Origin of the sequence: Bradyrhizobium sp. LTSP849 (assembly GCF_000938255.1) — a bacterium.
Lineage (GTDB): Bacteria > Pseudomonadota > Alphaproteobacteria > Rhizobiales > Xanthobacteraceae > Bradyrhizobium.
Window position 1 is genome coordinate 137,945 of sequence record NZ_JYMR01000023.1, and the last position, 25,158, is coordinate 163,102.

The window sequence follows — 25,158 nt, forward strand, 5'->3', positions numbered from 1 at the left end:
CGATGGCTGATCCCGCAACCCTACCGCTGATCGAGGTCGCCAATCTCGGCGTCCGCCTCAACACCAGCCGCGGGCCGGCACAGGCAGTGCGCGGCGTCAGTTTTGCGTTGAAGCGCGGCGAGACGCTCGGGCTCGTCGGCGAATCCGGCTGCGGCAAGTCGGTGACGGCGTTGTCGCTGATGGGGCTGTTGCCCGATAGCGCGGTCATCACCGGCAGCATCAAGCTCGAGGGACGCGAACTCGTCGGGCTACCGGATGCGGACTATTGCGGCTTGCGCGGCAACCGCATCAGCATGATCTTTCAGGAGCCGATGACGGCGCTGAACCCGATGCACACGATCGGCCATCAGGTTGCCGAGCCGCTGCGGCGTCACAAGAAATTTTCGGCGGCGCAGGCGCGGCGAGAGGTAATCGCCTTGCTCGACCGCGTCGGCCTGCCCGATCCGGCCAAGCGCATCGATGCCTATCCGCACCAATTTTCCGGCGGCCAGCGCCAGCGCGTCACCATTGCGATGGCGCTTGCCTGCGAGCCCGACCTGTTGATTGCGGACGAGCCGACCACCGCGCTCGACGTCACCATCCAGGGCCAGATCCTCGATCTCATCGCCGATCTCGTCGAGGAGCGCGGCATGTCGATGATCCTGATCTCGCACGATCTCGGCGTCATCGCCGAGAACGTGCAGCGCATGATGGTGATGTATGGCGGCACCGTCGTCGAGAGCGGGCCGACCAACGAAGTGTTTCGTCGCATGGGACATCCCTACACGCAGGGCCTGTTCCGCGCGCGGCCGAAGCTTGGCGCGCGCAAGGGGACGCGGCTGACGACGATCGCGGGCACCGTGCCGGAGCTCGCGGATCTTCCGGCCGGCTGCACCTTCTCCGAACGATGTCCGCTTGTGATCGATCAGTGCCGCGCGGCGCTGCCGCCGATGGTCGAAGTCGGCCCCGGCCATGGCGTGCGCTGTGTCCGCACCGATGTCTCCATGGCCGCGAATGTCGGAGCGCTGTCCGCATGACCGCCGCGCCTCTTCTCGACGTGAAAGACCTCGAGCAGCGCTACACGCTGCCCCGCGAAAGCCTGTTCCGCCCGCCCGGCCAGGTGCGCGCGCTCAATGGCGTCAGCGTGCAGGTCAATGCTGGCAAGAGCCTCGGCATCGTCGGCGAGTCCGGCTCGGGCAAATCGACCTTCGCGCGGGTGGTGATGGCGCTGGAGCGGCCGACATCGGGACAGGTGGCGATGCTCGGCCGCGACCTCAATCAGATCTCCGCCAATGAGCTGCGCCGTGCGCGCCGCGATTTCCAGATGGTGTTCCAGGACCCTTACGGCTCGCTCGATCCGCGCCAAACTATCGCGCGCATCGTGGCTGAGCCGCTGACCGTGCTGGAAGGCGCCGATCGCAGCACGTTCCGCGAGCGCGTCGCCGCGGTGCTGCGGCAGGTCGGTTTGCGCGATGCCGACATGGACAAATATCCGCACGAATTTTCCGGCGGCCAGCGTCAGCGCATCGCGATTGCCCGCGCGCTGATTACGCAGCCGAAGCTGATTGTGGCCGACGAGCCGGTCTCCGCGCTCGACGTCTCCGTGCAGGCGCAGGTGTTGAATCTGATGCAGGACCTCCAGGAACAGTTCGGCCTGAGCTACGTCCTGATCAGTCACGACCTCGCCGTCGTCGACTATCTCTGCGACGAGGTCGCGGTGATGTATCTCGGCCGGATCGTCGAGCAGGGCCGCCCCGAGGATTTGTTCGAGCGCTGCGCCCATCCCTATACAAGGGCGCTGCTGGACGCTGTGCCGCGGGCGCGTGCCGGTGGCGGCCGGCGCCGGCGCGGGGCCCAGGCGATCGCCTCGCAATCGGCGACTGCCGCCGGTTGTCCCTATGTCGCGCGCTGTGCGCTCGCCGACCAGCATTGCCGCGAGGCCCTGCCTGAGTTACGCAAGGTTGGCGAGGCCCATCTCGCCGCCTGCCACAAGGCGGAGGCCGTGATGGCGTTGCCGCAGCCTGCCGCGGAGGGTTAGTCTCGGGCGCAGGTTTGGCGTAGACTGGGAATTGAGAAGGCAGGGGAGATACGTATGTTCAGGAAACTATCGATCGTCGCTTTTGCCGCAGCCCTTGCCGCGGCGCCGCTGCCGGTGCTGGCACAAAGCAAGAAAGACAGCGTCGTCATGGCGATGGCGCTGGAGCCGCCGGGACTCGATCCCACCAACGCTGCGGCGGCCGCGATCGCCGAGGTCACGCTCTACAACATCTATGAGACCCTGACCAAGATCAACGAGGACGGCTCGGTCTCGCCGCTGCTGGCCGAAAGCTGGACCGCGTCGCCCGACCTGAAGAGCTATACGTTCAAGCTGCGCAAGGGCGTCAAATTCCACAATGGCGAGGCCTTCGATTCCGCCGCGGTGAAGTTCTCGTTCGAGCGCAATGCGGTGCCGACCAGCACCAACAAGGACAAGAGCCTGTTTCAGAACTTCGAGTCCGTTGCTACGCCCGATGCCGACACGGTGGTGCTCACTCTGAAGAATTCCGAGCCGAACCTGCCGTTCCTTTTGGGACAGGCGAGCGGCTCGATCGTCGAGCCGAAGAGCGCGCCGACCAATGTCACGCAGCCGGTCGGCACCGGGCCTTACCAGCTCGGTGCCTGGGCCAAGGGCTCGTCGATGACCCTGACCAAATGGGCCGACTACCGCAACGCCGCTGCGATCAAGCTTGCGAAGGTGACGATCCGCTTCATCTCCGATCCGTCGGCGCAGACCGCGGCGCTGCTCTCGGGTGACGTCGATGCATTCCCGCGCGTCGCGGCGCAGCGCACCATCGCGCAGTTCAAGGCCGATCCGCGCTTCAACGTCCAGGTCGGCGGCTCCCGTGCCAAGACCATCGTCGCCATCAACGAGCGCAAGAAGCCGCTCGATGACGTCCGCGTGCGCCGCGCCATCCTGGCCGCGATCGACCGCGAGGCGATGATCGACGGTGCGGTCGACGGCTTCGGCAGGCCGATCGGCAGCTTCTACGTGCCGGGCGCGCTCGGCTTCGTCGACACCACCGGCATCAATCCCTACGACCCCGAGAAAGCCAAGAAGCTGCTTGCCGAAGCTGGCGTCACGACCCCGTTCGAGCTGTCGCTAAAACTGCCGCCGCCGTCCTATGCGCGGCAGGGCGGCGAGATCCTCGCGGCCCAGCTCGCCAAGGTCGGCATCATCGCCAAGATCGAGAACGTCGAATGGGCGCAATGGCTGTCGCAGGTGTTCGCCGGCAATGGGCCGCACAATTTCGATCTCACCATCGTCAGCCATGTCGAGCCGTTCGACCTCGTCAAGATTACCGAGCCGGACTACTACCTCGGCTACAACAACGACGCCTTCAACGCGCTGTACAAGCAGATCGTGTCGACGCCGGATGAAGCGGCCCGCGCAAAGCTGCTCGGCGACGCCCAGCGCATGCTGGCTACCGACGCCGTCTCCGGCTATTTGTACCAGCCGCAACTGATCACCATCACCAACAAGAAGCTGAAGGGCGTCTGGAAGGAAGTGCCACAGTTCGAGAACGATTTTTCGACCTGGGCCTGGGAGTAGGGCCACAAGGGCACGGCCCTGTTCACCTCTCCCACGGGAGAGGTGAACAACAAAATCTGAAAAACAACCCCATGCACAGTAGCCGGTGACTGCCGGTTCAATGGCTTACGCATTCCCCGGAGCCGTTGCCCCGTCGGGCAAAACAGTGGCATGATGTGATCATGGCGGGGGCGCCGGTAACCGGTGCCGTCTCCGGCTTGCTGTGTCAGCTGCAGCTGATCACCATCGCCGGCAAGAAGCTCAAAGGTGACCGGAAGAAAGTCCCGCAGCCCGAGAACAATTCTCGACGGCGGCCTGGGAATAGGCGCGGTGCTCCCACATCTCAGTGAAATTGCACAGTTCATCGGTTGTTGCCGATTCTTCCTGCACTTTATAAGTGCGGAATTGCCGAAAGCCGATAGTCAAACGGCGCGGCCGGTACGATTTTATTTAACGATTTGTAGCTAAATTCATCGTGATTTCTGATTGCGCGTTGCTTCGACTTTTTTCGGTGTCGCAAATGGCACCTTTTGGGGGACATTTGCATGCCGACCCAGGGCTCCTATCGCTCGCGGCTGTTTATTGCGACGATCGCATCGGCCACACTCGGCATTCTCGGTTTCGCTACGATCGGTTTTGGCGCCGCTGTGGTCGGCGAAAGCCGAAAGGTCGAGATCACGCAGAAAGGATCGAGCGGCCTCGATGCACTCAAGGCGCAGTATCGCAGGCCCGCGACGATCCCTTTCCCCAAGGACAATCCTTACACGCCCGAGAAGTCGGCGCTCGGCAAGAAGCTCTATTTCGACACGCGCCTCTCGGTAACCTCCGCGCAGTCGTGCGCGAGTTGCCATAGCCCGGGCTTCGGCTGGGGCGATGGCCTTGCCGTCGGCGTCGGTCACGGCATGGCGAAGCTCGGTCGTCGCTCGCCGACAATTGTCAACGCGGCCTGGAGCGCGATCTACATGTGGGATGGCCGTCTTCCGACGCTGGAAGATCAGGCGCTCGGTCCGATCCAATCGCCCGGCGAAATGAACATGAAGCTCGACCAGCTTATGGAGCGGCTCGCGAGCATTCCCGAATACAGGCCGATGTTCGACGCGACGTTTCCAGGCCAGGGCATGAAGCCGGCGACGTTGGCGCAGGCAATCGCGACCTATGAGCGTACCGTTGTCTCGGAACGAGCGCCGTTCGACGCCTGGATCGAAGGCAACGAGAAGGCGATCTCCGAAGAGGCCAAGCGTGGCTTCGCTGTGTTCAATGGCAAAGCGCAATGCGCCGCCTGCCATGAGGGCTGGAATTTCACCAATGAGGGCTTTCAGGACATAGGCCTGCTGAGCACCGACATCGGCCGTGGTGAATACCTTCCCGGAGTGATCAAGATGCAGCACGCGTTCAAGACGCCGGGCCTGCGCGAGATCACCCGCCGCGGTCCTTTCATGCATGACGGCTCGCTCGCCACGCTCGAAGCGGTCATTGACCATTATGACCACGCCGGCGTTGACCGGCCCAGCCGATCGGACCTCATGCGTCCGCTCGCACTGACCGCGCAGGACAAAACCGATCTCATCGCATTCCTCAAGACATTGACCAGTGAACTCGGTCCGACGGCCGTGCCGGTCCTCCCACGCTAAACCTCGAAGGATATTCACATGCGCACAATTGCTCTCTTCACCTGCGTCATCGTCGCCGGCTTTTCGGTTGGGGCCTACGCCGCGACCGAAGTGATCCACCAGCAGGGGCGCGTCTTCTCTGCCGAGAGCGTCTCGGTCAAGAAAGGCGAGGCCATCACTTTCCTGAATGACGACACCGTGCCGCATAACATCATGTCGGCCAGCAAGGGCAACGAGTTCAATCTGGGATCGCAGGCGCCGGGCACCTCGACAGACGTGTCTTTCAAGGAATCGGGCGACGTGCAGGTGATCTGCGCCATTCATCCGCGCATGAAGATGATGGTCAAGGTGACAGACTAGGATTTTTGTTTTGACGCGTTTTCTTTACGCGAACCGGTATCCACTTCGCTCGAAAACGCTCTACCAAGGCACCGGAGATTGACGATGTTGATACGCTACAAGATTTTCGGTGCCTTCAGTGTCGTGATTCTCCTGGCCTGCGGCATAGCCTTCTACGGCATTCGCGCCATCGGCAATTCCGGCGACATGGTCGTTCGTCTCTATGACGGCCCGTTGATGGGGATCAACCACGCGCGTTCCGCTCACTCAGCGCTGCACGAGGCACGGCTGGTGCTCCAGCGGGGCCTGGTCGCGGGCAGCTCCGGCGAATTGGTTGCGAAGTTCGAGGCGCTGGTACGCGAAAGCGTCGAGGACCTGAAAGTGGTGCGCGAGCGCGCCGCGACGCCCAATGTTTCGGCTGCGCGCGAGAAGGTCGAGAGTCAGCTCAAGGACTGGTCGACCGCCGCGCTCAAGATCCTGAAGCCGTCGCCCGGCGGCACGACGGAGATCCCGACCAGCTTCCTGCTCGCACAGCAAGGCGACCGGCTGATGGCGTCGATTGACGATCTCGTCGAGCTCGTCGCGGCTTACGGCTATGAATATCGCATGGCAGCGGAAGCAGACGTGGAGTCGGCCCGCACGACGATGCTGTCGGTTGCCATCGGCACCGTAGCGATCGGACTGATGATCGCGCTTGCGTTCTCGTACTCGATGAGCCGGCCCATTTCCGCCGCGGTGCGGGTTGCCGAACGCGTGGCGGCCGGCAACTTCACCGATGACATCGCGGTGCGTCGCAGCGATGAGCTCGGCCGTCTCCTCAAGTCGCTCGCTGTCATGCAGGCGAGCCTGAAGACCCGCGCCGATGACGATCTCGCACTGATTGCCGCCAAGGACCAGAGCAGTGCCGAGCAAACCAATCATCGGCAGCGTCTGGAAGCCGAGATCGATGCCTTCCGCTCCGCCTTCAGCTCGGTATTGAGCAATACCGCTCGCATGACCGGCGAATTGACGGACACGGCACAGGGTCTCGCTTCCACCGCACGGGCTGCCGGCACGCAAACGAACGAAGCGGCTTCGACAGCAAAAGAGACGTCGGTCAATGTCCAGACAGTGGCGACGGCCGCGAGCCAATTGGGACAGTCCGTCCAGGCGATCACGTCCCAACTTGCAGACGCAACCGCCATCGTCCAGCGCGCATCCGGCATGGCGGAAGCTGCAAACCAGACGATCGGCAGGCTTGCGAGCGCCGCACAGCAGATCGACGAGGTGGTTGGCTTCATCCGGACCATCGCTGGCCAGACCAATCTGCTTGCGCTCAACGCCACGATTGAAGCGGCGCGCGCCGGCGAGGCGGGCAGAGGCTTTGCGGTCGTTGCGTCGGAAGTGAAGGCGCTGGCGACGCAGACGGCAAAGGCGACCGAGGAGATTTCGTCGCAGATTACCGAGGTGCAGTCAGCGACGCGGGAGGCGGTCGACAATGTCGGCGCCATCGCGTTGATCATCGGCGATATCGACGGCTTCACCGGGCGGATCGCGGCTGCGGTCAGCCAGCAGAACGCGGCGGCCGGCGAGATCTCCAGGAATATCGGACAAGCGGCTTCCGGCACGGCTCAGGTCGCGCGCAGCATCGCGGGAACCGCCGAGGCGACAGACAACGCCAATCGCACCGCCGACATCGTTCTTGCCACGGCTCACGACCTGTCCAGTCAGGCGACGCAGCTGCGTTCGTCGGTGGATCGCTTCCTTTCGAACGTCGCGGCGTAGGCCAGGGGCACCAAGGACAGGTGCCCGGCCTCCGGCTTCGGCTGCAGTTCCATATCGATAGTCCTGCGCCGGCGGAAACGTCGCCGCCTTGCGACGTACTAGCTCGGTTGTCGCGGCCGTGTCACAGTCCTGCGAGTTACATGAAGCGGGCCGACGGCACGTGGAGTTCGATAATTGCTCAGGCTATACAGATGGCCGTCCGATGATTGGCAAAACATCGGTGCGGAGATGCCGGCCGAGATCATCTGGGCCGATCTGCTGAATGCAACGGACAAGGAAAAGCAGTTCGTCGAACGGCTGCTTGGGATATGCGTGCCGTCCGAGCAGTCGCTCGGCGAGATCGAAGCTTCGAGCCGGCTGATCTACGACCATGGCACGCTCTATCTCAGTTCGCCGGCGGTCCGGTTCAACGAAGACAATGAGGCCGAGATCACGCCGGTCGGATTCGTCATCGGGCCCCGGGTGCTGGTGACGGTGCGGTTCTGGCCGCTGCCGATCTTCGACGATATCGGCAAGCGCATCGGGACCGACGATAGTCTCGAGAACGGCATGTGCGTGTTCACCAGCCTGCTCGAGGCGATGGTCGACCGCGGCGCCGATGTGTTGGAGCATCTGGGCGCGAAGGCCGACACGCTTTCAAGGAGCGTCTTCAAGGGTGGACTCGTTCGGACCAAACGGCCGGTACGCTCGAGCCAGCGGATGCGCGAGGCGCTGGAGAATGTCGGTGAACTGGCTGATCGTCTCGCCAAGGCGCGAGACGTGCTGCTCGGAGTCGGGCGCATCGCGTCGTTTGCCGGCGATGTCGGAAGTGAATGGATCACGGCCGCGTCGAAGAAGCGCCTCGAGGCCATATCGAAGGATGTCGCTTCTCTCAGCGACTACGAGACGCGGTTGTCCGACAAGATCCAGCTTTTGCTCGATGCGGTGCTCGGCTTCATCAACATCCAGCAGAATGAGATGTTCAAGGTCCTCACGATCGTGTCCGTGGTCGGCGTGCCGCCCACGATCCTGGTCGGTGTCTGGGGCATGAATTTCAAGAACATGCCGGAGCTGAGCTGGACATTCGGCTATCCGCTGGCCTTGCTCGCCATCATCGCCAGCGGTGTGCTGCCGCTGATCTGGTTCAAGCGGCGTGGCTGGTTCGATTGAGACAGCGGCGCCCGCTACGCCGCCGCAGGCAAATCCGGATTGGCGATTGCACCGGCGACACGGACGCGCACGCGCAGCGCATTGCCGGGCAGGTAGGCGATCGGCATGTCCTCGACGTCGACGGTCTTGAGGCTGTCGCGCGCTGCACCCGCCTGGACGGCGCGATCGGCTGCGATATCGCGCGCGGCTGCGATCGCATCCTCGCGGCTGAGATCGCGGAACACCTGATCGGCTTCGCCGCTGACCTGCGCGATCGCGGCGCCCACCGCATTGGCGCAATCGCCATGCGGCACGCGCACGATCTCGGAAATGCCGGGCAGGCGGTCCGGCACCAGGAAGGCGCCGCCGCCGACTGCGAGCAGCGGCACGTCGCCGGCCTCGGTCTTCATGCGGTCGATGTCTTCTTCCAGCTTGCGCCAGGCATCGCGCATCGCGGCCTCGATCAGGCGTTTGGGCAGATTGGCGACGCGCGAGCGGTCGCCGATATCGATCAAGCCGGCGGCGACGGCGATGTCGGTGGCGGTGAGACGCGCGCCGCCGAACACCAGCGCGTCGGATGTCAGCCGATAGCCGACGCTGAGCGGGCCGACGCGAACCGGATCTTCGTCGACATGGCTGCCGCCGCCGAGTCCGATCGACAAGAGGTCGGGCATCCGGAACAGCGTCCGCACGCCGCCGACCTCGACCACGGCATTCGCCTCGCGCGGAAAGCCGTGGCGAAGCTGGCCGATATCGGAGGTGGTGCCGCCGACGTCGACGACCATGGCATCGTCGAGGCCGGACAGATGCGCCGCGCCGCGCATGGAATTGGTCGCGCCGGAGGCAAAGCTCATCACCGGGAAGGCGGTGGCGATCTCGGCCTGCATCACGGTGCCGTCGTTCTGGGTCAGGAACAGCGGCGCATCGACGCCGCTGTCGGCGATCGCCTTGCGGAAGGCCGCGACTGTGGTGATGGCGAGATCGTGCAGGGAGGCGTTGAGCAGTGCGGCGTTCTCGCGCTCGAGCAGGCCGATGCGGCCGAGATCGTGCGACAGCGTCACAGCGACGTCGGGGCAGATCTCGGCAAGAATCTCGCGCGCCGTGGTTTCACAGGACGGATCGAGCGGCGAGAAGCTCGAGCATACCGCGACCGAGCGCAGGCCCTTGTCCCTGATTTTTCGCGCGGCGTCCTTCAGCCCGGCGATGTCGAGCCGCATGAACGGGCGGCCGTCGTAATCGTGGCCGCCCTCCAGCATGAAGATATCGCCGTTGACGAGCGCGGCGAGGTCCGTGGGCCAGTCGCAGAACGGCGGCAGCGATGCGCTTGCGGGCATGCCGATGCGGATCGCGGCGATCTTCTGCACATGGCGGCGCTGCACCACCGCGTTGATGAAGTGGGTGGTGCCGATCACGACCGCATCGACCTTCACCGCGGCGGCGGGCTCTGTGCGCAACGCTTTCAATGCGTCGAGGATGCCCGAGGTCACGTCGGCCGTGGTCGGACGCTTGACGGAGTGGACGACCTTCTCGTCGACGATCAGCACGGCATCCGTGTTGGTGCCGCCGACATCGATGCCAATACGCTTCATGGGATCTTAAGCTCCTGCCGTAGCCGGCGCGAAGAGGGAACGGTAGTCGAGGTCGTAGCCGAAGGCGCGCGGGCCGACGAATTCGAGACCTCGGGGACTCGTGAGCACCGGCGGCGCCGGCAGCGCCACGACGGTGACGCGCTGGCCGTAGCGCACGGTCTCGGTGCCGACGCCGTGGCCGTTGACGCTGTCGAGCACGCAGATCAGATCGGGCGATGTCGCGATCGCTTCCTCGCCGCGCCAGGCCACGACCCATTCGTTCTGGAACGAGAGCTTGAGCCGGCTGCCGCGGTCGGCATCGCTGCCCTCGACCGTGGCCGAGCCGCGCAGGAAGCCTTCCGTCGTGCGGCGTGCCACGTCGACAATCTTGCCGGTGAAGAGTTTCTTGCCGCCTTCGGTCGACAGCAGCGCGGCGATCGGGTCTTCGTGGCGGCGGTTCGCCGCCTGGACGGCGTGACCGATGCGGATCGCCTTGGTGGTGGTGAAGTGGATGCCCCAGTCCTTCACCTCACGGCCGGTGCGCGGCGCCTTGCTGGTGGAGGCGATCGAGCCCATCTCGACGCAGATCTTGCGGCTCGCCCGCTCCATCCACTTCCAGCTCGGCACCTTCGTCACCACGGCTTCGATGCCGCGCGGATCATAGAGCGTGCAGGGGTAGGGGCGCAGGTCGCCGATCGCGACCGAGGTCATCTGCGCCTCGGGGAAGGCGCGGCCCATGCAGTCGGCATCGACCACGGGAATGCCGAGATGCGCGGCCGCCATCAGTGCCTGCACGCCATTGCCGCCGCCGATCTCGACCGACATCACGGCGCGGAACTTGATGTTGTTGATCTCTTCCTGCATGCGCACGGCGCGCGCGATATTGCGACTGTCGGCAAGCCGCTCCTGTCCGACCAGCGGCGCGCCCATGTTGGAGACCACCGCGACCCAGTCGTCGTCGCCGAGGTCGAGCGGCGATATCAATTGCACGCGGTGGCCCTCGGCATAGAGGCGGCGCAAATTGAGCAGGCCGAGATAGGGGCTGCCACCACCGCCGGTGCCGAGGATCCAGGCGCCGACCGCGAGCGCCTCGATCTCCTCGAGGTTGATCGTCTTCAATTCCACCTTGCTCACGACACCAGCTCCTCGACGATACGGGCCGCGGCGGCAATGCCGAGGATCACCGGGCCGGGATAGGCGGTGCGGACGCGCGCCTTGTTGGCGCTGGTGTAGCTGATGCAGTCCATCACCACGAGATCGGGCTCAAGGTCGGCCATCGTGCGCGCGGCTTCGTCGACAGTGGCATCGCTGGAGCCGGGACGCAGCGTGATGCCGACCACTTCGACGCCTTCGCGCTGCCATTTCTTGTCGATCAACGCGGTCTGCTCGGGGAGTGGCGAGAACACGCCGAGCCGGCCTTTCGGCAGCACGGCCTCGACGAGATTATGCAAAATGGCCGAAGGCAGGATGACGAGGCCGTCGGCCGCAAGATTGGGAAATTTTCCGGTGCAGGCCATCAATGTCACGCCGACGCCCTCGTGCTTGAACCGCGTGATCTGCTGGCTCGCGCGGCGCTCCACTTCCTTCTTGCTGATGGTGACGCCGTCGCCGTTCGGCAGCAGCGTGAACAGCGTGTCGTAGCCGTCCATCGGCGGGATGGCGTCGATCTCCGCGCGGCTCATGCCATCGAGCGCGCCGCGCAGCTCGATCTCGATGCCCGGCGACAGCACGGTGGCGATTTCTGACGCAACGGTCGGGCGCGGGCTCTGGCCGATCACGACCACCCCGATGCGCTGGTGCTTCAATGGCATGTTCATGTTGGGTCTAGTCCTTCAAGACGACGAGATCGGCCGGCGTCCAGTCGAGCGTGACACCGTTGCCGGGAACGAACAGGCGGTCCGTGCCTGCATTGGGCTGCTGCACGAGGACGCGATGGCCGCCCCCGAGCGTGATGCGATAGAGCACTGCGCCGCCGAGGAAGTTGGTATTCTCGACGACACCACGTGCGGAGGCGGCGGTGCCGTCGGCCGGCGAGAGGCGAATTTTCTCGGGGCGCAGTGCCACCGAGAGAACGCCGGTGCCTTGCGTCTCGATGGAAGCCGGCAGCGCCAGGATCAGGCCCTTGCCCACGTCGAGAGCCGGGCCACCGGCGCTTGTCGTGGTGCGTTCGCCACGGAAAATGTTGGTGTCGCCGATGAAGTCGGCGACGAAACGGGTAGTGGGCTGGTTGTAGATCTCCGCCGGCGTGCCGACCTGCTCGACGCGGCCGCCATTCATCACGGCGATGCGGTCGGACATCGCGAGTGCTTCTTCCTGGTCGTGGGTGACGAAGACCAGGGTCAGGCCGAGCTTCTTCTGGAGCTGCTTGAGCTCGAACTGCATCTGCTGGCGCAGCTTCTTGTCCAGCGCGCCGAGCGGTTCGTCGCAGAGCAGGACGCGCGGCGCGATCACGATGGCCCGCGCAAGCGCGACACGCTGCTGCTGGCCGCCGGAGAGCTGCGTGGGGCGGCGGTCCTCGAGGCCGGAGAGCTCGACCATCGCCAGCGCCGCCTTCACCTTCGTCGCGATGCTTGCCTTATCGAGCCCACGCATGCGCAGCCCGAAGGCGACGTTCTCGGCGACGGTGCGATGCGGGAACAGTGCGTAGTTCTGGAACACCATGCCCATGTCGCGCTTGTGAGCGGGCACATGGGTAATGTCGGCGCCGTCGACGCGGATCGCGCCCGCGCTCGGTATCTCGAAGCCCGCGATCATGCGCAGTGTCGTGGTCTTGCCGCAGCCGGACGGGCCGAGCAGGGAGAAGAATTCGCCCTGCCGGATGTCCATGGCGACCGCGTCCACCGCGCGCACGCCGCCGTCATAGACCTTGCTGACGCCGGCGATTTCGATCGACGCGCTCATGCGCGGAAGATCCGGTTGACGCGCTGGTCGATCTCGTCCTTGCGCTCGTTGTACCACTTCCAGTCGACCTGGATCAGCTTCGAGACCTTTTCCGGCGTGGTGAGCAGCTTGGCGTCATATTTGGGGTCGAGCTTCACCTTCCGGTTGGCCGGTGAGTACCACACGGTCTCCGCGAGACGCTTCTGCACCTCGGGACGGAGCATGTAGTTCACATAGGCGTTGGCGAGCTCCTTCATCTTGCTGCCGGGCGTGATGGTGAGGACCTGCTCAAGCGACAGCACGCCTTCGCTCGGCGAGACGAAATCGGTTGGTTGGTTCTGCCCGTCATAGCGATAGATGCCGGAATCGTGGATGACGCAGAGGCCGACTTCGCCCGACAGCAGCATCTTCTCCATCGCACCGGTGAAATCGACGATCTTGATCGGCTTCAGCTTCTCAAGCGCAGCATAGGCCGCATCGAGATCGAGCTGGCCCTTGCCGAACAGCGTGCCGCACATCATCAGAAAGGCCTGGCCGAGGCTGTTGACCGGGATAACATAGCCGCCGCGGACACCGTTGTACTTGGCGTCCCACAATTCCTTCCAGGAGGTGACGCCGCTGTAGCCCTTGTCGGTGCGCATGCCGAGGCCGATGGCGCTGGTGAAGATCGAGACGCCGACGATCTTGTCGCTGATGGCGTAGGGGTAGACGTCGGCGAGGTTCGGCACCAGCTTGGGATCGATCTTCGGCTCGACCAGACCCATTTCGGCTGCCGCCCACTGCTCGTTTGAATTGGTGTGCAGCACGTCGTAGATCGGCGCGGAGCGCGAGCTCGCCTGGAGTTTCGGCAGATAGGGGAATGCGGAATCGGTCTGGAGCTTGCACTTGAACTCGCTCTCGAAGGCGGGGCCGATCTCGGCCTTCATGACCTCGCCCCATTTTCCGCCCCAGCCGGTAATGCGCAGCGTAGGATCGTCAGCGCGCGCGACATAGGGTGCGGCGATCGTGCCGATACCGAGCGAGGCGCTCGCGGTCAGAAAGCGGCGGCGGTTGAGCCGTGACGATCCCAGTGCTTTCATCATGTTCAATTCCTTCGATGCGGTTACAATTTGACGTAGGAGCGCAGGCCGACGGTGCGGTCGAGCCCGATGACGACGACAAAGGCGAGAACGATCGAGACTACCGAGGCGGCGCCGATGGTGCCGTCGAGATCGAACTTGAGATAGTTGAACAGCGTGACCGGCAGCGTCTCGTTGCCCGGTGAGACCAGGAACAGCGACACTGGAAACTGGTCGAAGGAGACGATGAAGGCGAAGATCGCGCCCGCCAGCACGCCAGGCTTGATCAGCGGCAGCGTCACCTCGAAGAAGGTGCGCAACGGACTTGCGCCGAGATTTTGTGCGGCTTCCTCCAGGCGCGTGTCGAAATTATGCAGCACGGCAAGCGTCGTGCGAACGACGTAGGGCAGCGTCACCAGCGTGTGGCCGGCGACGAGGCCCCAGGTGGGGCGGCCGACATCGAGCAGCACATAGGTCTGGAACAGTGCAAGTCCCGTCAGGATCGCGGGCAGCATCAGCGGCGAGAGCATGGTCGCCACGATCAGCCGGGTGCCCGGCAGATTGCCGCGCGCGAGCGCCAGCGCCGCGGAGGCGCCGAGCACGGTAGCGGATACCGTGGTGAGGACCGCGACTTCGAGGCTGAAGCCGAGCGCCTGCATGAAATCGCGCGAAGCGAAGAATTTTTCGAACCAGCGCAAGGACACGCCGACCGGCGGAAACTGGATGAACGGCGTCGGGTTCAGGGCAAACACGACCACGACGGCGATCGGTGCGAGCAGGAAGACCAGGATGGCGGTGTTGATGGCCAGATAGATATATCGGCCATAATGCCGGGGGACGGCCGTACGCACGGGCGCTGCCGCGCGGTCGGGAGCGAGCGACGGGCTGTGCGAGGTGGAGGTGCTCATCGCCAGCCTTATTGCAATTCGCGCTGGCCGGAGACGAGGCCGAGCGCGCGGTTATAGGCGATAACGAGCAGCAGCGAGATCATCAGCAGGACAATGCCGAGGGCGGCCGCGAAGCCGACGTTGAAGTTCGCCGAGATCTGCTGGTAGATCAGGATCGGCAGCGTCATGATCTGGAAGCCGCCGAGCAGGATCGGCGTGACATAGGCGCTGATCGCGAGCGCGAACACCAGCAGCGAGCCGGCGAGGATGCCGGGCAGGCTCAAGGGCAGCGTCACCTCGATGAAGGCGCGCAACGGGCTCGCGCCGAGGTTTTCCGCGGCCTGCTCCAGCTGTTCGTCGATGCGGCCGATCACGCCGGTGAGCGTCAGCACCATGAAGGGGACGTAGATGTGGACGAGGCCGACCACGATGCCGGTCTCGGTGTACATCAGCTTCAACGGCTGGCTGATGAGCCCCAGCGAAATCAGCGTCTGATTGATCACGCCCTTGTCGGAGAGCAGCGTCATCCAGGCGAAGGTGCGCACGACGATGCCGGTCAGCATTGGCGCCAGCACGGCCATCAGCAGCAACGCGTGTCCGGTGCGGCTCTTGATGCGCGCCATCCAGTGCGCCAGGGGATAGCCGATCGCGAGCGCGACCAGCGTGGTCACGAGCCCGATCCGGATCGTGGTCCAGATCACTTCGAGATAATAGGGATCGTCGAACATGCGGGCGTAGTGGCGCGTGGTGAAGGCCACCTTCGGCGCCACCACCGGATTGCCGGTGAGCACGCTCATCACCGCCATCAGCCCGATCGGCAGGAAGAAGAACAGCGCAAACAGCAGCACGCTCGGCAGAATGAAGAGCGCGAGGCCGTTGGGGCGTTGGGGCGCGGCGCTGCTCATCGCGTCCCCGTCTGAACGCGCGTCGTGGCCTGATCGAGCGGGTCGCCGGTCAGTCGTCGCAGTTTTGCAGCCATCGCCGCCAGCTCGCGGCGGACATTGGCGCGCTCGGCGGCGGTGGTCGCCTGCACCGAATAGGACACCGCGATCCCGATCATCTCGCCGGTCTCGCCACTCTTCAGCGCAAAGCCCTGGGATCCAACGCCCTCGATCGATTCATCGGCTGCTTCGGACACGCCGGTGCGGCGGATCTCGTCCAGGCGCGCCATCGCCTGCTTGAAGTTCTGCGGCGAGTTGCGCGGCAGTTTTGGATAGGTCGCGGGCACGCGCGCACGGATGTCCTCGTCGGAGAGGCGCGCGAGCATGGCGCGGCCGTTCGAGGTAGCAAGCGCCGGCGTGCGCTGGCCCGGCGGATTGACGACGCGCAGGGGATTCGAGCCCGGCACGATCCGGAGCACGACCTGCTCGTAGCCGTCGAGCACGGCAATGTAGCCGGTGTGCCCGGTGCGGGCGCAGACCTCGCGCAGCTCGCGCTCGGCCATGCTGATGAGGTCGTCATGGGCGCGGTGCAACCGGCCGAGCTCGAAGGTGAGGAGCCCGGGACGATAACGGCGGGTGTGGGGGTCCTGCTCGAGCAGGCCGCAGTCGCGCAGAGAGCGCAGCAGCCGCGACGTCGAGCTCTTCGGCTTGCCGGTCAGCGCCATCACGTCCGCGAACGACAGATCGGGCCGCGCGCTGGAAAAGCAGTGCAGGATCTCGATGGCGTTGGTGAGGGCGCTCATGCTCGGCGGTCCAAGGGAGTTCCAAATTCCGGAACCTTGTCCCAAATTCTAAGCCTGGCGTGGAAACGGGCAAGCGGAAATTTCCGGCACTGTGGTGCCCGATTGCGCAGATGCGACCGAAGGTCGCCCGTAGGGGATTTGGAAGCGGCGCGCCGCGATCAAACGGTGCGCCGCTTCTTTTGTCAGACGGCTTCAGCGGCCACGTTGCTGATCCAGTCGCGGGCGAGCGTCACGTCGGCCTGCGATAATTGGTGGCCCGCCGGCAGGACCTTGCGGGTCACGCTGGCGCCGGCCTGCGACAGCAGTGCGGCGAGGTGCGCCGAGTTGCTTGCCGGCACGATCGGATCGGCTTGGCCGGACAGCAACAGCACCGGCTTGCCTGCAAGGTCAGCCTTGGGTGAATCCGACAGCGGCACCATGGCGCGCAACAGGATTGCACCGGACAGGACGTCCGGCTTCAGCAGCAACAGCGCGGCTGCGATGTTGGCACCGTTGGAGAAGCCGACTGCGACTGGCGCTGCGATGCCGTAGCGCTGCCGCGCGTCCGCGACGAAGTCGCCGAGCTCGCGCGCGCGGTGGCGTACGTCCGCCTCGTCGAACACGCCCTCGGCGAGACGGCGGAAGAAGCGCGGCATGCCGTGCTCCAGCACGCGGCCGCGCGGCGAGAGCAGGGCGGACCCCGGCGAGATCATCTTGCCGAGCCCGAGCAGGTCGTTCTCGTCGCCGCCGGTGCCGTGCAGCAGCAGCAGCGGTGGGGAGCCCGCGATGGTCGCGGGCTCGAAGCGATGGATGAATGAACTCTCGGTCACGACACGCTCTCTTCCAGGTTCGGCAGGACGCCCTCGATCTGCTTGCGATGCGCTTCGAGGAAGCTCGGCAGCTTCAGGTCACGTCCCAGCGTCGCGACGGGTTCGTCGACGGCGAAGCCGGGAATATCGGTCGCGATCTCGAACAGCACGCCGCCGGGCTCGCGGAAATAGATCGAGCGGAAGTAGTTGCGGTCCTTCTGCTCGGTCGGGCGCAAGCCATGATTGGCAACCAGCTTCTGCGCCATCACTCCCTGCTCGGTATCGTCGGCCGCGCGGAAGGCGATATGATGCACCGAGCCGCCACCCTGATGGCCACGCAAAAAGCCCTTGGCCTCGTAGATGTCGACGACACTGCCTTCGGCATCGCCCGATACCTTGAAGCGGATCACCGAGCCTTCACGCCCGGTCTCTTTGAAGCCGAACACGTCGGTGAGGACGGCAGCCGTCTTCGTCGCACTGTCGAGCAGCAGGGTCACGCCATGGAAGCCGCGGATCGCATGTTCTGCCGGTACGTCGCCATTGCTCCAGCCGGATTCGTTCTCGGCACCGGGGACGCCCACGAGCGCGAGCGCCATGCCATCAGGATCGGTGAACGGCAGCACGGATTCACCAAAGCGCTTCTCCAGCGCCTCGTAGGCGATGCCCTTCTCGATGAAGCGCTGCGTCCAATAGCCGAGCGAACGCTGCGGCACGCGGAAGGCCGTCTGATGCGTCTCGCCGACGCCGCGGCGCCCGGCCGGTGCGCCAGCCCAGGGGAAGAAGGTCAGGATGGTGCCGGGCCGGCCGGTCTCATCGCCGTAATAGAAGTGATAGGTGCCGGGGTCGTCGAAATTGACCGTCTTCTTGACGAAGCGCAGGCCGAGATCGCGGGTGTAGAAGCCGAAATTCCTGATGGGGTCGCCGGCAATCGCGGTGACGTGGTGCAGTCCAGACATTGTCGTCCTCCAAAATTCGGGGAGCGGTCTTGCTCTGTCCGGAAATATCGTGTCGCTTTGGATTGGAGACAATCCATGCAAATATGACGTCTATGTCTACGATTTGGAAACAATCGCAGGGGCCGGCTCTTGGATAAGGTCGCCAGCCTCCGGGCCTTCGTGAAGGTGGTCGAAAGCGGCAGCTTTGCGGAGGCCGGCCGCCAGTTGCGGCTGTCGCGCTCGGCGATCAGCAAATATATCGCCGACCTCGAGGGGAGCCTCGGCGTGCAGCTCCTGAACCGGACCACGCGGCATGCGAGCCCGACCGAGAACGGCCAGCGCTATTTCGAGCGCGCGGTCGTGATCCTCTCGGAGATCGAGGCCGCCGATCAGGCGGTGACGCAGCTCCAGTCGGCGCCGCGCGGCCTGTTGCGCGTCAACGCGCCGATGTCGTTCGGCACCATGCGGCTCGGGCCGGTGCTCGCCGACTTCATGGAAAAATACCCGGAGCTTCAGCTCCAGCTCGTGCTCAGCGACGATCTGCTCGATCCCGTCCAGGACGGCTTTGACGTGACGTTGCGGATCGCGGAGCTGGAATCCTCCAGCCTGATCGCGCGGAAGATCGTGCCCGTGCCGCGCATGATCTGCGCTTCGCCGGATTATCTGGCGCGCCACGGTACGCCAAAACATCCGCAGGATTTGCGCGACCATGCGTCGCTGACCTACGGCTTCCTGCTCACCGGCAATCAATGGAAGCTCACGGGTGCCGACGGCGACCACTGGATCCAGCCGGCCTGGTCGCTCTGCGTCAACAACGCCGAAGTGCTGCGCGATGTCGCGATCAAGGGCAGGGGACTCGCGCTGCTCCCGGAGTTCATTGCCGCTGATGCCTTGAGGAAGGGCGATCTGCGCACGGTGCTGGGCAAATATTCCGCGCCGCCGCTCGCGCTTTATGCGGTCTATCCGCCGACGCGGCACCTGTCGGTGAAGGTGCGGCTGTTTATCGATTTTCTGGTTGAGCGTTTTGGGCGTGAGGACGAGGCGGTTGGGCGCCGAAGCTAGGGTGCGTGCTCATGAAATCCGCGATGCCCACCTATCTCTTAGCAGCGGTGGAGGAGTGGACATTTGCGTGAGGTCCGAGAAGGGCCACAAGCGGACACTTCGTCAGGGCGGTGTACTGTCCGTCCGCGAGGGAGTCAAAGATATTGGACACGAGCCAACCAGCGCGATAGCTTTCCATATTCATCAACCTGCAGCATGAGTCGATCCTTGTTGGAAAAAGAATACTCCGAGAGGTACGTCGCTTTCCTAGATATCCTTGGCTTCAGCAACATCGTTTCAACGTCAGTTGCTTCAAAGGAAAGCACCGCGACGTTGATCGCGGCGGTCGAAACCATAGGCGAGCTACAAAAGCAGTACGATTCGTTGAAGTCGGACGACTTCCGGGCGCAGACATTCTCCGATTGCATCGTAATGTCTGAGAAGGCTTCCCCGCTGGGTTTAGTCCATCTCCTTGCGGCGACCACACATGCAGCCTTGTCTCTTCTGGAGATCGGAATTTTCATTCGTGGCGGCTTCGCCAAGGGATTGCTATATCATTCGGACCAAGTGGTGCTTGGCCCAGCAATGATCCGAGCGTATCAACTCGAATCGTCGATCGCTCGCTACCCACGCATTTTAGTCGACCAGAGCACCCATCAGGACTCGTGCACAGACGCCTTTCAGAAGGCGGCGACAGGGTGGAGTATATCCCCCAGAATCGCCTTGGCAGAGGATGGCCCGCCGTTTGTCGATATTTTCGACCTGACTCGAGATCCAGCTGTATTTGAAAATGGCCTGGAGGACATTGAAAAGATACAGAAGGTCATTGAGACTGAATTACATAAGTCAATCTACATACCGGCACACTACGAGAAGCTACGTTGGTTAGCGATCTACTGGAATAGCGTCTCTGCCGAATTCAATCGTCCGCTGGTGAAGTTTCCGCACCAATCTGCTTAGTGCGAAGGTCCCCAATGGGTCAAAATCGAGAGCACTCCCAATGAGCACAACGAGTCCGCTTTTGGCCGGATCGTGATCGAAATGCACGACAATCGGCTTGCTGACGAACTCCCATCTCGCGCGTTATGAGCGTAAGCCCTAGCTGACCGACCGCTGCTCGGCAGGCGCGAGCAGATCGTTCAGCGCGCTCATCGAGGCCTCTCGAAGCGCGGCCAGTTCGCGCGCGGCGCTCTCGCATTCGGCGGGCGACATTGCGGGCGCCCCCAATTCGACCTCGCGGCAGTGTTCGAGCAGGCGGACGAGCCCGAGTGCGCTCGCAGCGCTGCCGAGCTGGTGCGCGGATCGCGCAAGCCGGTTGCGATCGCCGGCCGCGGCAGCTCCAGCAATGTCTTCGATCAGTTTTTCGCTGGTCTGATCCAGCAGATCATGGAGCTTCGCGATCTGCGAGGCGCCGAGCAATTCTTTCTGGTCGTCGAGAAAGTGCCGGTCGATCAATGCGCCGGTCGCAAGCGGCGCGTTGGTCGCACCCTGCTCGGGCTCGTCTTCGATCGCCTCGCGAAGCGCGTTGATCAGGATCGGCTTGCTGACGACCTTCGTGATGTCAGCGCCTGCGAGCCGCTCGCGGGTGCTGCGCGACACGTCGGCGGTCACGACGATGATCCGCGGCATCGGCTGCAACGGAAGCTGTCGAATGCGCGCGGCCGCCTCGACCCCATCCATGTCGGGCATGTGCAGATCCATCAGGATGACGTCGAACGGCTGGTTGCGGGCGACCGCGACCGCGGCCGCGCCGTTTCTTGCAATCGTGGCGCGGTGGCCGAGCCGGTTCAGGATCGCTTCGCCGACCTCGCAATTGACGGGGTCGTCGTCGACCAGCAGCACGCGGAGCTGCCGCGATGGCGGCTCGATCACACCTTGCGTGACGCCGCTTGCGGCGTGACCGAGCGGCACCAGAAGCGTGAAAACGCTGCCGGCGCCCGGCGTGCTCTCCACCGTCAACTCGCCGCGCATCAGCCGCGTCAGGCGGCGCGCGATCGCAAGGCCAAGGCCGGTGCCGCCGAACCGTCGCGCAATGCTGTCGTCTGCCTGCACGAAATCCTCGAAAATCCGCTCGTGCATGTCGGGCGCGATGCCGATGCCGGTATCACGAACGATGACGCGGAGGAGCGCGTGATCGTCATGCCGCTCGGTGGTCGTGCTCAGTGAAATCCCGCCGCGCGGGGTGAATTTGATGGCGTTGCCGATCAGGTTGAGCAGGATGCGATTGAGCCGCACCGGATCGCCGTGCACGAATGTGCTGACCGTCGCATCGCAGCCGAGGTCGAAGGTCAGCCCCTTGCCGAAAGCCTGAGGACGCATCAGGTCGGCGGCCGTCTCGATCAGCCGGTCGAGGCGGAAGTCGCGCGTCTCCAGCGCCTCAGTGCTGGCCTCTAGGCGGGCATATTCGAGAATGGCATCGACCAGTGCGATCAGCGTTTCGCCCGATGCGGCCGCGGTCGCGAGGTGGCGGCGCTGAACCTCGCTGAGGCTGCCGTCGTCGAGCAGCTGCACCACGCCCATGACGCCGTTCAGCGGCGTGCGCAGCTCGTGGCTGACCACGGCGAGGAAGCGCGATTTGGTCTCGTTGGCCGCGACTGCGACGCTGCGCGCGCGCTCGGCCGCATCATGCTCGGCAAGGGCGTGATCGCGCGTCTTCTCGAGCTCGGAGGTCCGCTCGATGACCTTGCGCTCGAGGGTCGCGTAGGATTCGCGCAGGTGCGCGGCCATCCGGTTGAACTGGTCACCGAGCGCCTCCAGCTCGTCGCCGGTCTTGATCGCGAGCCGCAGGCCGAGATCGCCGCTTCCGATCCGCCGCGCGCCTTGCGTCAGCAGCTGGATCGGCACCGTCATGCGTCGGCTGAGCCAGAGGGACACCAGAACCGCGAAGGCGAGCAGGACGATCAGCAGAAATGTCGAGCGGCCGATCGAGGCGTAGATCGGGGCGTAAGCTTCGGTCAGCGGGAGCTCGACGAACACGAGCCAGCCGAGCGAAGGTACGGTTGCATAGGTCGACAACACCCGCTGACCCGACAGATCCTCCTTGACCAGGCCGCCTGAAGGCGGACCCACGCCATCAAGCGCGGCGCGGACGTCAGGGTGCCCGGAGAGGTCACTGCGGCGCAGCGCCGGCCACAAATCGGGATGCGCGATCAACAGGCCCATGCGATCGACCACATAGGCCTTGCCGGTGTTGCCCACCCTGATGCCGGCGACGAGGTCCCAGATGAAACGCAGATTGACCTCGGCGACGACCACATTGGGGTTGAGGCCGCCGCTGCGCGCGGCGAGTGTCATGAACGGTTCGGTATCGCCAAAGAAGTAGACCGGCCCGTAATAGGTCCGGCTTTCATTGGCGCCGCGGAAGGCGGGCGAGGCGGAGAGGTCGGTCTTGCTGCCGATCCTGTCCGCGACACGGCGCGACACGCGCACCCGCTCGCGGCCCTGCGCGTCGAGCTCGGCAATTTCCGCGATCGCAGGCGAGAGGCGCAGCAGGCGGATGGCGTTCAGGCGCTCGTCTTCATTGGTCGACAGCTCTGGAGGCAAACGCGAGAGCCATCTGATCTGGTTCTCGATCTGGCCGATGAACTGGCCGATCTGAATGGCCGCGCTTGCTGCCTGCTCGCGCTGGGTCGCTGCGAGAAGCTGCTTCTGCTCGCGGTAGGAAAACCAGACGTCGAAGCCGGTGTTGATGGCAAGTGCGGCGAAGGCGAGGGCGACGATCGAGTAGAGATATTTCCGGAACAGCCGGCCGGGAGGCGTCCGCAGATCTCCCTGGTCGATCGTTTCGTTCACTCGCGAATCTCGTCGGCGCGTGCAAGCAGGGTGAATGGTATCGTCAGTCCGAGCGCGTTGGCGACGGTGCGGTTGATGAGGAGCTCGTATTTCCGTGGCGCTTGCACCGGGAGATCGCCGGCCTTGGTGCCGCGCAGGATGAGATCGACATAGTCGGCCGAGCGCACCTCCAGCGTCGGCCCGTAGCTCATCAGCCCGCCCGCATCCATGAAATAATGGAATGGATAGATCATGGGGACGCGATACTTGGCTGTTGCCGCGATGATCGTCTGCCGGTTCACCACCAGGAAGCTGTCGACGAGCGCGATCATCGCCGCCTTCGGTGGTTCGGAGAAGCGGCTGATCGCGCCGTCGATGTCCGCTGTCGCGCTGACGGGCGCGAGGACCACGGCCACCCCGGATGCCGCGGCCTCCTGCTCGAGAGAATCGAGGAAGAAGCGTCCGGCGCGAGGTGTGGTTGCCGGATTGAACAGGACGCCGACGCGCGCGATATCCGGCACCGCCTCCCGGATCAGCTGAAGCCATTTGCCGCCCATCTCGGCGGTGCTGCTGGTGAAGCCCGTGACGTTGCCGCCGGGATGCGCGAGGCTTTCGACGAAGCCATTGCCGACAGGGTCGTTTGAGGTCGCGAAAACGATCGGGATCGTCTTGGTGGCCGCCATGACGGCCGCGGTTTCGCCCGTCGAGCCTGTCAGGATGACGTCCGGTTTGAGATCTATGAGCTCCCGCACCGCGGCCTTGAACTTGTCGGGTCCGCCGAAAGTCGAACGGATTTCGAAGCGGTAATTGACTCCTTCGACCCAGCCTCGCTGCCTCAAGCCTGCGATGAGTCCACCAAGGCGAGTGGTTGCACTGTCGGTCATGCTTCTTCTGGTCAGCTCGTCGTCGAGCGGCAATACGGTCAGCGAGGCGACGATCCGCATGCGATCCGGCGTTGCGCCGAGCGCGAGCCATCCCGCGGCAGTTGAGCCCGCAAGGCGTATGAAGCCGCGGCGATCGACCGCGAAAGCGGAAGGCCGTTCGGTCATGGAATGTGTTGCTCGATGATCCGTCCCAAGGCGGATGCTTAACGCGAAAGGGCGGCATCCACAATTGATGAAAAAAAGCATTTATGAATGTTCATTCGCAGCGTTCGGCAGCACGATACCGTATTCATACGCGCCTTGGGAATCGCTGTTTCGAGCTTTGTCTGCTCCGTGACGCTTTGTAAGGCCTTGTGGCATTGCACATTTTCCGTCTCGGTTTGGGTGACGGTTCGGGGAAGCCGATTTCGTAACTGTCGATTTTTGAGCCGTTGTTTCAGGTTGTTTTGAAGGTTTACGATGCGCAGAATCTATCTTGTCCCGGCTCTTGCCGGCCTTCTCATCACAGTTGCGGCCGGACCTCTTGCGGCCCAGGGCGTCGTACCAAAGCAGAAGGCCGCGCCCGCGCCGAAGGCCGTTGCGGCAGGTGCGCCGCCGGCCGCCGCCACTGGCGCAGCGCCCGCGGCCTCTGGCGAAGCGGCGACTGCCGACGACAAGACCAAGGCGATCGACGGCTTCCGCTCCGCCAAGTTCGGCACGGGCGAGGCCGAGGTGCGCGCGGCGATGGTCAAGGATTTCAACGCCAAGCCCGATGCCATCAGGGCCCAGGACAATCCGTCCGAGCTGACCCACAGCCTGCTGCTCTCCGTTCCGGAGCTGCTGCCGAATGGCGGGACCGCCGAGCTCTCTTACGTGTTCGGCTACAAATCCAAATCGCTGATCCAGGTCGGCGCGGTCTGGTCCAAGGCGAGTGATGCAGCCATCACGCCGGAGAAACTGTTCTCCAACGCCAACATCCTGCGCGCCCATTTCCTCAGCGAAGGCTTCAAGCCCGACTCCATCGCGGTCAACATGCCCGTCAACGGCGGCATCGTGATGTTCCGCGGCAGCGATGCCAAGGATCGCTCGGTGATTCTGCTCCTTCAGGGCACGTTCGAGAATAAGGAGAACAACCAGCGCCTGCTCACGCCGACGAGCCTGCTGCTGTTCTATGTGGCCGACGCCAAGAGCCCCGACATCTTCAAGCTTCCGCCCGGCCAGTTCTGATGCTGGGCGGTTGCACGCCATTCTCCCACCGGGTTGTGGATCGGCGCTAATGCCGATGACGAGGATCT

Annotated in this window: 22 protein-coding genes; 10 read left to right on the plus strand and 12 right to left on the minus strand. The window is 64.1% G+C overall.

Features of this window, described 5'->3' with window-relative positions:
* The first annotated feature begins 2 nt into the window (after positions 1 to 2).
* The 7 genes from UB31_RS16560 to UB31_RS16590 all read left to right on the plus strand — a co-directional run bounded on the left by UB31_RS16560 (position 3) and on the right by UB31_RS16590 (position 8,409).
* Positions 3 to 1,016 (plus strand): ABC transporter ATP-binding protein, encoded by a 1,014-nt coding sequence (locus UB31_RS16560; RefSeq protein ID WP_045006351.1) that lies wholly within the window; start codon positions 3 to 5, stop codon positions 1,014 to 1,016.
* Complete coding sequence (locus tag UB31_RS16565; protein WP_045006350.1) at positions 1,013 to 2,017, plus strand: ABC transporter ATP-binding protein; 1,005 nt, start codon at positions 1,013 to 1,015, stop codon at positions 2,015 to 2,017. Before UB31_RS16560 ends, UB31_RS16565 begins: the two co-directional genes overlap by 4 nt.
* Positions 2,018 to 2,071: 54 nt before the next feature.
* A complete protein-coding gene (locus tag UB31_RS16570) occupies positions 2,072 to 3,568 on the plus strand; it encodes an ABC transporter substrate-binding protein (protein WP_045011605.1) in 1,497 nt (498 codons plus the stop codon).
* 524 nt (positions 3,569 to 4,092) lie between these two features.
* Positions 4,093 to 5,178, plus strand: a complete 1,086-nt coding sequence (locus UB31_RS16575; protein WP_045011606.1) for a cytochrome-c peroxidase — start codon at positions 4,093 to 4,095, stop codon at positions 5,176 to 5,178.
* A gap of 18 nt (positions 5,179 to 5,196) precedes the next feature.
* Entirely contained in the window at positions 5,197 to 5,517 is a 321-nt protein-coding gene (locus UB31_RS16580; RefSeq protein WP_045006348.1) for a plastocyanin/azurin family copper-binding protein, read from the plus strand.
* Between the two features lie 84 nt (positions 5,518 to 5,601).
* A complete protein-coding gene (locus UB31_RS16585) occupies positions 5,602 to 7,260 on the plus strand; it encodes a methyl-accepting chemotaxis protein (protein WP_045011607.1) in 1,659 nt (552 codons plus the stop codon).
* A 174-nt stretch (positions 7,261 to 7,434) separates the two neighbouring features.
* The gene (locus tag UB31_RS16590; protein ID WP_045006347.1) at positions 7,435 to 8,409 is read left to right on the plus strand and encodes a magnesium transporter CorA family protein; all 975 of its coding nucleotides are present in this window, start codon (positions 7,435 to 7,437) and stop codon (positions 8,407 to 8,409) included.
* A gap of 14 nt (positions 8,410 to 8,423) precedes the next feature.
* Here the strand turns inward: UB31_RS16590 and UB31_RS16595 are convergent, their stop codons facing one another.
* The 10 genes from UB31_RS16595 to UB31_RS16640 form a co-directional block, all read right to left on the minus strand.
* The gene (locus UB31_RS16595) at positions 8,424 to 9,977 is read right to left on the minus strand and encodes a hydantoinase/oxoprolinase N-terminal domain-containing protein (RefSeq protein WP_045006346.1); all 1,554 of its coding nucleotides are present in this window, start codon (positions 9,975 to 9,977) and stop codon (positions 8,424 to 8,426) included.
* 6 nt (positions 9,978 to 9,983) lie between these two features.
* Positions 9,984 to 11,090 carry an S-methyl thiohydantoin desulfurase family protein gene (locus tag UB31_RS16600; protein ID WP_045006345.1) on the minus strand — a complete coding sequence of 369 codons (1,107 nt, stop codon included), beginning with the start codon at positions 11,088 to 11,090 and terminating at the stop codon, positions 9,984 to 9,986.
* Positions 11,087 to 11,773 (minus strand): AroM family protein, encoded by a 687-nt coding sequence (locus UB31_RS16605; protein ID WP_045006344.1) that lies wholly within the window; start codon positions 11,771 to 11,773, stop codon positions 11,087 to 11,089. The genes UB31_RS16600 and UB31_RS16605 overlap by 4 nt, the downstream gene beginning before the upstream one ends.
* A 7-nt stretch (positions 11,774 to 11,780) precedes the next feature.
* Complete coding sequence (locus tag UB31_RS16610) at positions 11,781 to 12,857, minus strand: ABC transporter ATP-binding protein (protein WP_045006343.1); 1,077 nt, start codon at positions 12,855 to 12,857, stop codon at positions 11,781 to 11,783.
* Positions 12,854 to 13,918, minus strand: coding sequence for an ABC transporter substrate-binding protein (locus UB31_RS16615; protein WP_045006342.1), 1,065 nt, complete (start codon positions 13,916 to 13,918; stop codon positions 12,854 to 12,856). Before UB31_RS16615 ends, UB31_RS16610 begins: the two co-directional genes overlap by 4 nt.
* A gap of 20 nt (positions 13,919 to 13,938) precedes the next feature.
* On the minus strand, positions 13,939 to 14,802 hold the full coding sequence (locus tag UB31_RS16620; protein WP_045006341.1) for an ABC transporter permease: 864 nt from the start codon (positions 14,800 to 14,802) through the stop codon (positions 13,939 to 13,941).
* An 8-nt stretch (positions 14,803 to 14,810) separates the two neighbouring features.
* Complete coding sequence (locus UB31_RS16625) at positions 14,811 to 15,686, minus strand: ABC transporter permease (RefSeq protein WP_045006340.1); 876 nt, start codon at positions 15,684 to 15,686, stop codon at positions 14,811 to 14,813.
* On the minus strand, positions 15,683 to 16,465 hold the full coding sequence (locus UB31_RS16630; protein ID WP_045006339.1) for an IclR family transcriptional regulator: 783 nt from the start codon (positions 16,463 to 16,465) through the stop codon (positions 15,683 to 15,685). The genes UB31_RS16625 and UB31_RS16630 overlap by 4 nt, the downstream gene beginning before the upstream one ends.
* A 182-nt stretch (positions 16,466 to 16,647) precedes the next feature.
* Complete coding sequence (locus UB31_RS16635) at positions 16,648 to 17,274, minus strand: alpha/beta hydrolase (RefSeq protein ID WP_045006338.1); 627 nt, start codon at positions 17,272 to 17,274, stop codon at positions 16,648 to 16,650.
* Positions 17,271 to 18,209 carry a ring-cleaving dioxygenase gene (locus UB31_RS16640; RefSeq protein WP_045006337.1) on the minus strand — a complete coding sequence of 313 codons (939 nt, stop codon included), beginning with the start codon at positions 18,207 to 18,209 and terminating at the stop codon, positions 17,271 to 17,273. Before UB31_RS16640 ends, UB31_RS16635 begins: the two co-directional genes overlap by 4 nt.
* A 129-nt stretch (positions 18,210 to 18,338) precedes the next feature.
* Between UB31_RS16640 and UB31_RS16645 the strand changes: the two genes are divergently transcribed.
* Positions 18,339 to 19,250, plus strand: a complete 912-nt coding sequence (locus UB31_RS16645; RefSeq protein WP_045011608.1) for a LysR family transcriptional regulator — start codon at positions 18,339 to 18,341, stop codon at positions 19,248 to 19,250.
* A gap of 207 nt (positions 19,251 to 19,457) precedes the next feature.
* Entirely contained in the window at positions 19,458 to 20,189 is a 732-nt protein-coding gene (locus UB31_RS16650) for a hypothetical protein (protein WP_156175375.1), read from the plus strand.
* Between the two features lie 138 nt (positions 20,190 to 20,327).
* Here UB31_RS16650 and UB31_RS16655 read toward each other — a convergent pair whose 3' ends face one another.
* Together UB31_RS16655 and UB31_RS16660 are read right to left on the minus strand one after the other, a co-directional pair.
* Positions 20,328 to 23,021 carry a hybrid sensor histidine kinase/response regulator gene (locus tag UB31_RS16655; RefSeq protein WP_045011610.1) on the minus strand — a complete coding sequence of 898 codons (2,694 nt, stop codon included), beginning with the start codon at positions 23,019 to 23,021 and terminating at the stop codon, positions 20,328 to 20,330.
* Positions 23,018 to 24,049 (minus strand): ABC transporter substrate-binding protein, encoded by a 1,032-nt coding sequence (locus UB31_RS16660; protein WP_045011611.1) that lies wholly within the window; start codon positions 24,047 to 24,049, stop codon positions 23,018 to 23,020. Before UB31_RS16660 ends, UB31_RS16655 begins: the two co-directional genes overlap by 4 nt.
* Before the next feature lie 294 nt (positions 24,050 to 24,343).
* On the opposite strand from UB31_RS16660, the gene UB31_RS16665 reads away from it, so the two are divergent.
* Positions 24,344 to 25,090 carry a hypothetical protein gene (locus UB31_RS16665; RefSeq protein ID WP_045011612.1) on the plus strand — a complete coding sequence of 249 codons (747 nt, stop codon included), beginning with the start codon at positions 24,344 to 24,346 and terminating at the stop codon, positions 25,088 to 25,090.
* Positions 25,091 to 25,158: the final 68 nt, after the last annotated feature.